Raw genomic sequence first — 10,775 nt, 5'->3', positions numbered from 1 at the left:
GACTAGAACACAGCTTTGATAAACTAGTAGCTATCAGCAGTGCGCATTTGTGAATTTTCAACACGCCCTAATGACTCTTTTAGCAAAAAGCCAATACGCTATCCACGTATTGGCTTTTTATGTGGTTTTGAATGTATTGAGTATTAAGTTAAGCGCTATCCTTGCAAGCTTTGCACCCACTGCACAATCTGATCTCTAGGCAGCGCTCCTGACTGGCGAGCGACTTCTTTCCCGCCTCTAAACGCCACCATCGTCGGTAGACTGCGAATGTTATAAGCCGCCGCTGCTTGCTCGTACTTGTCCGTTTGCAGCTTAGCAAACACCACTTGCGGCAGCTGCCCTGCCGCCTCTTTAAACTGCGGTGCCATCATCAAGCACGGCTGACACCAACTTGCCCAAAAGTCGACCACTGTCAACACTTCATTCTTTTGAGTGACTTTATTTACCGTTTGCGCAGTTAGCTCCTGCGGGCTTGCAGTCAGTAAAGGCTTGGCGCATTTACCACAGTTGGGCGCTGCGCTAAGACGATCGTTTGGCAGGCGGTTGGTCGCTTGGCAATTAGGGCAAACGATATGTAAACTCTCAGTACTCATAACTTAGTCCTTCTTTATTAATTTTAATAACGCTTAGCTCTATAACGGTAATATAACATCTATACTACTATTTATAAATTTATATAATGTAATTTATGATAATATATTTTATTATAAAGCGTCTTAGCTGATTAATGTTAGAATATAGATAATCAATCTTTGATAATGGCTCAATTTATATCAATAAGATAATCGTGATATCCCAAGGAGATTACTTGACTACTTCTACCTTAGATAAGAGGTCATCGACCTATACAGCGGACGATACCACGCAGGATTTGGCAGCGATTGACTTAGCCAAACAAATGCAGCAGTCCTCACAGCAAGCCAGCCAGCTACTCAAGTCGCTATCGCACCCCGATCGCTTATTGCTGCTATGCCAGTTGACCCAAGGCGAGTACTGCGTAAGCGAGCTTGAGACGTTGGTCGGTGTCGGTCAACCCAGCCTATCGCAGCAGCTTGGCATCTTGCGTAAAGACGAGCTAGTGGCGACGCGCCGCGAAGGTAAGCAGATTTACTACCGTATCGCCAGCGACGATGCTCTGGCAGTACTGCAGCTGCTATATGAGCGCTTTTGTGCCAAATAGCTTTGAGAGTATGAATGAACGCTAAGCTCTTTGTCGCTCCCATTTGCCACTGTATAAGCAACACTGTATTAGGATAATGGCGTACTGATATGGCCTCTATTGCCACTCGTCTCATACCCGCTTGGCTGCGTCACTATTCGTTTGCCACCCTGCCTGCTGATGTGATTGCCGGACTGGTAGTCGGCATATTAGTCATTCCGCAGAGCTTAGGTTATGCGGTGCTCGCCGGCCTGCCCCCTGTGTATGGTCTGTACGCGGCTATCGTGCCTGTTATCGTCTACGCGTGGATCGGCTCGAGCAATGTACAAGCGGTCGGCCCGGTGGCGATCACTGCGATTATGACCGCAAGCGCTTTGAGCACTTATGGTGATCAAGGGGCGGAGCAATATGTGCTTATGGCAAGCCTGCTCGCCCTAATGGTAGGCGCGTTATTATGGATCGCAGGCAGGCTTAAGCTTGGCTGGATTATGCAGTTTATTAGCCGCGGGGTCTCCGCAGGCTTCATCAGCGGCGCAGCAGTACTCATCTTTGTCAGTCAGCTCAAATACCTCACCGCCATCCCAGTCACTGGTAATAGCTTGATCGGCTACTTGTCAAGCATACAGCAGTTCGCGCAGCAGCTACACCCACTAACCTTATTGATCGGTGTCATCTCCTTTGTATTACTAGTCGCCAACCGTTATGGCGGCAAGTGGCTTTGGCGCTCTTGGCTCTCGGCTAGGCAGGCTAAATGGGCGGAGCGCTTGTTTCCGCTTATTTTATTAATAGTTGCTATTATCTTGAGTGTCATCGGTTACTGGTCCGCACATAACGTCGCCACTATCGGTAGCATCCCGCATGGCCTGCCAAGCTTAACGCTACCGCATCTGCCAGACTGGCGTGAAGCGGCTAATCTGCTACCAACCGCAGGACTGATGGCGCTGATTGTCTTCGTCTCTAGTAGCTCAGTGGCCAGTACTTATGCCCGACTGCGCGATGAGCGCTTCGATGCCAATCGCGAGCTGACCGGCTTGGGACTGGCGAATATTGCAGGTGGCCTGTTTCAGAGCTTTGCAGTAGCTGGCGGCTTTTCGCGCACAGCTATCAATGCCGACTCAGGCGCTAGGACGCAACTGGCAAGCTTTGTCACCGTAGCCGTCATGGTCGCAGCTTTGCTATTTTTTGGTGATGTGCTGGCGCCATTGCCTTATGCGATTCTTGGCGCTATCATCATGGCCTCTATTATCGGGCTAATAGATATCGCAACCTTAAAATCGGCTTGGCAGCGCGATCGCTTAGATGCCGCGAGCTTTATCGCCGCTTTTGCAGGGGTGTTGATATTTGGTCTTAATACCGGTCTAGTCATCGGCCTAATGGTATCTTTTGCTAGCCTAATTTGGCAGTCGAGTCATCCGCACGTGGCTATCGTTGGGCAATTGGCGGAGACTGGACACTTTCGCAATATTCATCGTCATAGCGTCGTCACTTATGAGCATCTATTGATGATACGTATCGATGAGAGTTTATTCTTTGGTAATACCGACTCTATCCATCGCCGCATTCTGCAAGCGACCAAGGACTATAGCGACGCCCGTGAGATTATCCTGATTATGTCAGCGGTCAATCATATTGACCTCACCGCACAAGAGATGCTGATTACCTTAAATAGAGAGCTTGCCGCTGATGATAAGCATCTGCATTTTAGCTTTATCAAAGGGCCTGTAATGGATAAGATTGAGCATACGCCACTGATTACTGAGCTGTCAGGGCAAGTGTTTTTGAGTACCAATGCGGCGGTAAACGCGCTAAAAGATCTGTAATCATTCAGTTTTTTAGTAATGGTGATACTTTATTGCTATTATAGTCTTATATCTTATATTGCATATTATTTGACAATACACCGTTACTTACCACGTTTGGCCTTATTCAACTTTATCTAGATAACCGACTGAAATTATGACTGACAATCTTACGATTTATAAGCAAATATACCCATCGCAATGCGCGAAACTTGCCCAGCTTGGCTATCGCTCAGTCATCAATATTCGACCTGATGATGAACAGGTGAGCCAGCCGACAAGCCTTGATTTAGCAAGTGCTAGTGAGCAAGCTAATTTGGCTTATGAGTATCTGCCGTTCGATGATGAGCGTCTAAGTACGCTGACCGTCGAGCAGTTCGCGCGCTTTTATCATGCCTGCCCCAAGCCAATATTGATGTTTTGCGGCACGGGCGCACGCGCCAAACTCTTATACCAGAGCGCTTTGATGCAAGGTCTACTATAACCGTTACATAGCGTATCTTTTATTCTCAAGCGTTTCATCCTACCCTACTTATTGAATGTTTAACCTCCCAAACTCTTTATATCAATAATAAAAAAGGAGCTCGCATGAGCCATCAAATCAGTATCACCGGTCAAATCACGCCTGATCAAGTCCCTATGATCGCCGAAAATGGCTTTAAAACCATTATCAATAACCGTCCTGATGGCGAAGAACCTAACCAACCGACCAGCGCTGATATTGAGGCCGCTGCAAAGGAGGCAGGACTGGCCTATAAAGAGATCTCGTTTGCCGGTAGTGAGCTCAATCAAAACCATGTCGAAGAGTTTGCCGACTTTTTTAATCAAGCTGAGCAGCCGATCTTAATCTTTTGCCGTACGGGCAATCGCTCAACCGGCATTTATGAAGCGGCGAAGCAGATGGATTTATTAGATGATTGATAGTATTCATAAGCACCTCACATGATAGCAATAAAAAACGCCCATTCAGATCTGAATGGGCGTTTTTTATTGCGTGATAGAGTCTAGTCAAAGAGCATGAGCCTATGCTATTGTCAGTCGCTAGACGATAAGTGATCTTACAAGGACTGTTTATGAATAATATCGCGCTCGCTTTATTGCCCTTAGCGCTTGCTTACATTATGTTCACTTTAGGCACGGGGCTAAAATTAAGCGACTTTAAGGTGATTCGCGCTTATCCCAAAGCTTTTTTTGTCGGCTTGTTCAATCAAGTTATTTTAGTTCCGATTGTGGCTTTGATTATCGTGCTGATTATGTCGCCGCCGCCAGCTATCGCCTTTGGTATTATGCTCATTAGCTTTTGTCCGGGCGGTGTGACTAGCAATATGCTGACCTATTATGCCAAAGGAAATGTAGCGCTCTCTATCGCGCTGACAGGGGTTGTCAGTTTATTATCCGTCGTGACGCTCCCCATTCTAATTACCTTAGCGTTTAATCACTTCATGCAAGATCAAGCCGGCTCTATTAGCGCGCTGAAGATTGGGCTGGTGATGTTCTTGTTGACCACTTTGCCTGTGACTTTAGGTATGCTTGCACGCCGTAAGTTTACAAGCTTTATGGAGCGCAGAGGCAATATCCTAAACGGTCTTGCTAGTCTATTATTTGTGCTAGTGGTCTTAGCAGCAGTGGCCTCTAACTGGGACTTACTCAAATCACAAGCGACGGCAATCGGCTTTGAGCTTATCGCTATTATCGTCATCTTATTTACGCTGAGCATGGTCATAGCCAGAGCGCTCAAGCTCAATTGGTTCGATACCAAGACCATCATGATAGAAACCAGCATCCAAAACAGTACCACAGCCATTACGCTTGCACCTATCATTATGGGAACGGCGGCAGGTCTACCTGCTATCGCTCTACCTGCTGCTGTCTACGGCGTGCTGATGTACTTAGTTGCTCTTCCAGTCATTGCAGTGATTCGCAATAAAAACTAGCTTACACCGGACTAAAGCGAGCTACCATAAAAAAAGACCACCTCAGTATATGAGATGGTCTTTTTGCTGATTTGCTTAGTTGATTAAATGCACGTTTATTGCATTACCAAATACTCAAATGCACTTAAGGCGGCTTTACTACCCTCGCCCATAGCAATATTGATCTGCTTAAACGGTACAGTGGTCACGTCACCACAAGCGAAGATACCTTTGCGGTCAGTACGACACTTTTCATCGATTTCAATCTCGCCAAAGCGGTTTAGATCGACGAAGCCTTTGATAAAGTCCGTGTTTGGCACAAGACCAATCTGAACAAACACCCCTGCCAAATCGCGCTCATGAGTATCGCCTGTATTGCGATCTTCAAAGACGATAGAGCTGACTTTACCATCAGTGGCTTTAATCTCTTGCGTTGCCGCGTTGGTGATAAACTCGATATTGTCTTTTTCTTTGGCTTTATTAATGAGTACCTGATCGGCCTTTAGCTCGTCAGCGAACTCAAGAACCGTCACGTGTTTGACGATACCCGCCAAATCAAGCGCCGCCTCAACGCCTGAGTTACCACCGCCGATCACTGAGATGTCTTTATCTTTAAAGAAAGGACCATCACAGTGCGCGCAATATGCCACGCCTTTACCGATATTTTCTTCTTCACCTGGGACGCCAAGCTTACGCCACTGCGCGCCAGTCGCAAGGATGATACTACGCGTCTCAAACTGCTCGCCAGTGTTCAGATGGATGCTGTAGTTTTCTTCCTCAGTCTCATCGATCTCTTTGACCGTCACGTGCTGCTTGAGGGTAATATTGTACTCTTGCAGATGCTTCTCAAAGTCTGCTGATAAGTGCGTACCTGTGGTTAGTGGCACTGAGATTAAGTTCTCGATGTCCTGCGTGTCTTTGACCTGACCACCGATACGATCAGCCACCATAGCGACTTTTAGACCCTTACGCGCGGTATAAATCGCGGCGGCAACACCAGCGGGACCGGCACCAATGATCGTGACGTCTTGCTGCTCTAGTTGCTCGCTATCATCGCCGCCCTCGCTTAGTAGATCAGGGAACTGCTCTTGTAGCTTCTCAATCAGTTTAGCGGTATCGATAAGGCCATTGGCGAACGGTTTACCGTTTAAGAATACGGCGGGCACGCCCTGAATATTATTGGCTTCGACTTGCTCTTGGAACAGTGCGCCATCGATCATCTCGTTACTGATATTATCGTTTAGTAGGGCGAACTGATTTAATGTCTGCACGACTTCTGGGCAACTGTGGCAAGATAACGATACATAAGTCTGAAACTCTAGCGGCTTATTAAAGCGCTTCACGAGCTTCTGGATACCTTCGTCAAGTTTGAGCGTATGACCGCCGGCCTGCAAAATAGCTAAAATCAGTGAAGTAAATTCGTGACCGCCTGGAATACCACTAAAGACGATACCGTTATCGACAACTTCACCATCAATATGACTACGTACTGCAAAGCTGATTGGGCTTGGTAAGCTGCTATCGATATAGTCTGCTTGGTCCAGCTCAAACTTAATCTTATCCGTTGTTCCAGCGATTTTGGTCAAAAAATCAACTAGCTCAGCGCGCTTTTCGTGCTCGCCTGTACCTAGTACGAAGCTAATAGGACGAGTCATATTTTCGCTATAGCTTTTTACTGCATCTAATAAACTTTGGTCTATCATAATCAATCCTTATCTTTATAATATAAAAAATACTAAGTTCATTTGGTTAAAGTTAAAGTATTGGGCTAATTCAGCTTTATTCTTAGCTGGCTAATACGCTACTACTCTTATGCCCCTAACTGTTGATAGGGCTATTATCGGACGTTTTAGGACCATGGACAAGCGGATAAAGTCAAATCATATGTTTTATAAAACAAATCATAAAAGATATATCATCTAGTAATTTAAACCTATTATTAATAAATCACCCTAGAACCCACCCTGTTATTTCGCTACAATCGAGAGAAGTGCTAAGAAAAACGACTGTTTTTAGGAGTAGTCACTCTAATAAATGCAGTGCCTTTATACCAGTAACTCTTGGCGCTTTAGAGTCTTAAATTCATTAATGGTTTTAATCATTATGCGTGGACGGTCGTTTATAACGACTTGACGCTTACTAACAAGGATGAAAACATGAGAAAGACTGATACCCTGCAAGATAATAGAGAGATTATTGACGAGCTTAGACAAAAAGATAGCCACTTCGCGGTGATATTTGATGAGCATGCTCAGCTCGACGAGCAAATTAATAGGCTAGAAAAAGACCGCGTCACGCAAGCGAGCTGGGACGATGAAATTGAACAGATGAAACGACGAAAGCTGCAACTCAAAGATGAGATTTATAGAGTCATTGAGAAAAACCAACTACAGTCACATGCTTAATGACGATTTAAAACCAATAAAAACTTTTTTAGGTTATAAAGATTTTTGGTGATAAAGAGTAGTAGATAACGATATGAAAGCCCTCATCACACTATGCTGATGAGGGCTTTATTATCAGCATAAATAACCTAAGATAAACATTGGGTAAAATCTGGTGTCAAAGCTGTAAATGCAAGTAAAAAAAGACCCTATCAGCGTCTGCTAATAGGGTCTTCATCTATAATACTGGTCAAACATAAGTAATGATCAGTGCTATAAAGTTATCTCAATAGTGTATCAACTACTTAGATTTTACCAACCAAATCTAGGCTTGGTTTTAGGGTTGCTTGACCTTGCTCCCAAGCGGCTGGACATACTTCACCGTCGTTGTCACGAACGTACTGAGCGGCTTTTACTTTACGTACCACATCTTTTGCACTACGGCCGATACCTAGGTCATGAATTTCAGCTACTTTGATGAGGCCATCTGGATCAACGATGAAAGTACCACGAAGCGCTGCGTTGTCTTCTTCGATCATTATGTTAAAACCACGAGTGATTTTACCAGTGCCATCACCCAACATTGGGAAAGTGACTTTGCCAATCGCTTCTGAAGAGTCGTGCCATGCTTTGTGCACAAAATGCGTGTCAGTTGATACTGAGTACACTTCTACGCCTAAGTCTTTTAGCTCTTGATAATGGTTTGCCATGTCTTCAAGCTCAGTTGGGCAAACAAACGTGAAGTCATGTGGATAAAACATGAATACAGCCCAATTGCCTTTGACGTCGTCTGAGGTGATAGTTTTGAACTCACCATTTACAAACGCTTCGGTTGAAAACTCTGGGATTTCTTGATTAATAATAGCGGCCATGAGTGGCTCCTTTTTGTGAAGTTTATGGTTACAAGATAATGATAGTTAATCGATGATTTCTATGTAGGAGCTAAAGTCATAAAGCGACCTACATTATAGTATCATGTAAGCGACTGCTAATAATTAATTGTTCAATTAATATTGCTGCCGGCTTTACCTATCTGGGTTACAAGACAAACTATACGCGAATTTCATGGTTAATCCAGTTAAAAGTTTTTAATTTGATGTTTTGTTTTATTAATCTTGTTAAACTATTCTATCCGCTGTTATTTGTAAAATAATGATACGTAAAGCGGCTATATCTATCGGTTTGTGAGCGATAAGATAAACCAATACTTCCGAAGAATTTTATATAAATGGTATTAGAGAGTCCCTATGATTACTTTACGTCAACTCGAGTTTGCCTTGGCCGTTGCCAAGCATCGTCACTTCAAGCGCGCCGCTGAAGACTGTAATATCTCGCAATCCGCCCTAAGCTTAGGTATCGCAGAGCTAGAAAAGCAGCTCGATACGCAAATATTTGAGCGTAATAACAAGCAAGTGCTGATTACCCCTATCGGGCAAGATATCTTGACACGCGCCCAGCGTATATTTTCTGAGGTCAATGATCTTACGACTCGCGCTCATAGTCATCAAGCGCCGCTAGCTTATCCGATGACGGTTGGCATCATTCCGACCATTGCGCCGTATCTATTGCCTAAAGTCTTGCCCGCTCTTCGCGCGCATCATCCTGAATTTCGCATGACGATCGTTGAGCAGCAAACCGAGCGCTTGCTCGAACAAGTGCGCTATGGTCATATCGATACCGCTATTATTGCACTGCCTTATGCGGTCGATGGACTACACAGCTTCGAGTTTTGGTCAGAGAACTTTTTTGCGGTATTCCCCAATGATGATGTACATGCCAAGCTTGATAGCATTAGCTCAGATGAGCTAGCGACCGCGAATCTGATGCTATTGGGCGAGGGTCACTGCTTAACTGATCAGACCTTATCCGTCTGTCATTTCGATCGCGCTGAGATGAAATCAAGTTTTTCTGATGCCAGTCTAAACACCCTAATTCAGATGGCGCTAGCGAATATGGGTACAACGCTGGTCCCTGAAATGGCGCTCGATCAGCTGCATCTACATAACCAAAACGCGGTCGCTGTGCCACTTGCCGAGGCCGGACCGCATCGTCACATTGCCTTTGTCACGCGTCTAAACTACGCTCGTGTCGATGACGTAAATCTGCTGGGTAATGTGTTTAAACAAGCATTAGAAGAAGCGGCCAATAAGAGCTAAGCAAATATGACCGACCTCTTGCAAACCAGCTCTCGTCTTAGTCAATGCTTTGAGAAGCATCTACTATCGGCTACAAATAGCGATATTAAGCCTGCGCAAGCTCATGCGCTTTGGCAGGATATCGCCAATCGTTACAATGAGTCTACTCGCGCTTATCATACGCTCACACATTTGCAGCAGCTTTTTTGTCAGTTTGAGCAGATTAACCATAAGCTACAGCAGCCGGCTATTATTGCCTTAGCATTGTTTTATCATGACGTGATTTATGCGCCGATACGTAATGATAATGAGCTAAAAAGCGCTGAGTATGCAGTGCAAGTCTTAGATAAATATTTGACCTCTAAACAGGTTAAACGTATTTACGACCTAATAATGATGACTGCAGATCATCAGCTTACTGACCATGCCGACCTTGACGCCGCCTATTTGCTCGATATGGATTTATCTGTTTTAGGCGCAAGTTGGCCTGAGTATGAAGAATATGCTAAATCGGTGCGACAAGAGTATGCTCATGTTGCAAAAGTGGCGTATCGAGTAGGACGCACGCAAGTATTAAAGGGCTTGCTCGCCCATCCGAGACTGTATTTAACGGACTATTACTATCAGCGCTTAGAAGCTCAAGCGCGTAAGAATATCAGGCGGGAGCTTACTTTACTTGCAGCTTGATAAATAGCTCACTGCCTTGGCGCGCAGGGTGAGAGTTATAGCAAGGCTCCATGATTTCAATAGCAAAATGCGACTCAAAGCGCTGCTTATACTCTTCGACGTCACCGCCAAACGGTGGATGAGTATGGTCAAAACCCCTATCAAATAGCAACCCTACTAGCTTACCTTTTGGCTTTAATAAACCGGCCATCTGCTGTACATATTCGTCACGGCGCTGCGGGTTTATCGCACAAAAAAACGTCTGCTCAAGCGCCCAGTCAAACTGATAGCGCTCAGGTGATAATTCAAAAAAGTCGGCGCAGACTAAGTACTCAGATGGAAAGTTAGGATAACGTCTAGCAAAGTCGGCAATCGGCGCAGGCGCAAAGTCTAATAACGTGACGTTAGTAAATCCTTGCTCATAAAGATAACCGACTTCATAAGCATTGCCCGCGCCCGGCACTAAGATAGCATCATGCTTTGCCGACTCAGGTAATTGGTCGATATAGGCTTTGAGCGGCGGTGATACCTGTCTCATATCCCAACCGATACTGTCGGTTTCGTAGCGCTGCTGCCAAAACTTGGATTGATTAACGTTATCCATAACCTAGCCTTTTTCTAAAACACATGAGACAAACAAAACAAAGATTTCGATAATTAGGGTGTGTTGAACATTCACAAATGCGCACTGCTGATAGCTACTAGTTAATCAAAGCTGT

General features: G+C 45.0%; 12 protein-coding genes. 8 read left to right on the top strand and 4 right to left on the bottom strand.

Annotated elements, in window-relative coordinates:
* Positions 1 to 155: 155 nt before the first annotated feature.
* Entirely contained in the window at positions 156 to 593 is a 438-nt protein-coding gene (trxC, locus tag I3248_RS11600) for a thioredoxin TrxC (RefSeq protein WP_238063895.1), read from the bottom strand.
* Between the two features lie 305 nt (positions 594 to 898).
* On the opposite strand from trxC, the gene I3248_RS11595 reads away from it, so the two are divergent.
* The 5 genes from I3248_RS11595 (at position 899) to I3248_RS11575 (ending at position 4,892) form a co-directional block, all read left to right on the top strand.
* Positions 899 to 1,180 (top strand): metalloregulator ArsR/SmtB family transcription factor, encoded by a 282-nt coding sequence (locus I3248_RS11595; protein WP_238063897.1) that lies wholly within the window; start codon positions 899 to 901, stop codon positions 1,178 to 1,180.
* Between the two features lie 89 nt (positions 1,181 to 1,269).
* Positions 1,270 to 2,979 carry a sulfate permease gene (gene sulP, locus I3248_RS11590; RefSeq protein ID WP_238063894.1) on the top strand — a complete coding sequence of 570 codons (1,710 nt, stop codon included), beginning with the start codon at positions 1,270 to 1,272 and terminating at the stop codon, positions 2,977 to 2,979.
* A 136-nt stretch (positions 2,980 to 3,115) separates the two neighbouring features.
* Entirely contained in the window at positions 3,116 to 3,442 is a 327-nt protein-coding gene (locus tag I3248_RS11585) for a sulfur transferase domain-containing protein (protein ID WP_201559583.1), read from the top strand.
* 104 nt (positions 3,443 to 3,546) lie between these two features.
* Complete coding sequence (locus tag I3248_RS11580; RefSeq protein WP_025644729.1) at positions 3,547 to 3,879, top strand: TIGR01244 family sulfur transferase; 333 nt, start codon at positions 3,547 to 3,549, stop codon at positions 3,877 to 3,879.
* Positions 3,880 to 4,031: 152 nt separating this feature from the next.
* The gene (locus I3248_RS11575) at positions 4,032 to 4,892 is read left to right on the top strand and encodes a bile acid:sodium symporter family protein (RefSeq protein WP_238063893.1); all 861 of its coding nucleotides are present in this window, start codon (positions 4,032 to 4,034) and stop codon (positions 4,890 to 4,892) included.
* Between the two features lie 95 nt (positions 4,893 to 4,987).
* Here I3248_RS11575 and ahpF read toward each other — a convergent pair whose 3' ends face one another.
* Complete coding sequence (gene ahpF, locus I3248_RS11570) at positions 4,988 to 6,574, bottom strand: alkyl hydroperoxide reductase subunit F (protein ID WP_238063892.1); 1,587 nt, start codon at positions 6,572 to 6,574, stop codon at positions 4,988 to 4,990.
* 453 nt (positions 6,575 to 7,027) lie between these two features.
* Between ahpF and I3248_RS11565 the strand changes: the two genes are divergently transcribed.
* Positions 7,028 to 7,276 (top strand): DUF465 domain-containing protein, encoded by a 249-nt coding sequence (locus I3248_RS11565; protein ID WP_238063891.1) that lies wholly within the window; start codon positions 7,028 to 7,030, stop codon positions 7,274 to 7,276.
* 284 nt (positions 7,277 to 7,560) lie between these two features.
* On the opposite strand, the gene ahpC is transcribed toward I3248_RS11565, so the two are convergent.
* Positions 7,561 to 8,127, bottom strand: coding sequence for an alkyl hydroperoxide reductase subunit C (gene ahpC / locus I3248_RS11560; protein ID WP_025644737.1), 567 nt, complete (start codon positions 8,125 to 8,127; stop codon positions 7,561 to 7,563).
* Positions 8,128 to 8,502: 375 nt separating this feature from the next.
* Here ahpC and I3248_RS11555 point away from each other — a divergent pair, with 375 nt between their 5' ends.
* Both I3248_RS11555 and I3248_RS11550 read left to right on the top strand, forming a co-directional pair.
* Positions 8,503 to 9,411: a hydrogen peroxide-inducible genes activator gene (locus I3248_RS11555; RefSeq protein WP_025644738.1), complete on the top strand. Its 909-nt coding sequence runs from the start codon at positions 8,503 to 8,505 to the stop codon at positions 9,409 to 9,411.
* Positions 9,412 to 9,417: 6 nt separating this feature from the next.
* Positions 9,418 to 10,077, top strand: coding sequence for a hypothetical protein (locus tag I3248_RS11550; RefSeq protein WP_201558347.1), 660 nt, complete (start codon positions 9,418 to 9,420; stop codon positions 10,075 to 10,077).
* Here the strand turns inward: I3248_RS11550 and I3248_RS11545 are convergent.
* On the bottom strand, positions 10,058 to 10,660 hold the full coding sequence (locus I3248_RS11545; RefSeq protein WP_238063890.1) for a methyltransferase domain-containing protein: 603 nt from the start codon (positions 10,658 to 10,660) through the stop codon (positions 10,058 to 10,060). The genes I3248_RS11550 and I3248_RS11545 overlap by 20 nt on opposite strands.
* Positions 10,661 to 10,775 lie beyond the last annotated feature (115 nt).

It is taken from the genome of Psychrobacter sp. Ps3 (genome assembly GCF_022129275.1).
Classification (GTDB): Bacteria; Pseudomonadota; Gammaproteobacteria; order Pseudomonadales; family Moraxellaceae; genus Psychrobacter; species Psychrobacter submarinus.
Note: the sequence above shows the minus strand (reverse complement) of the source record. Positions and strands in the feature narration are given on the sequence as shown.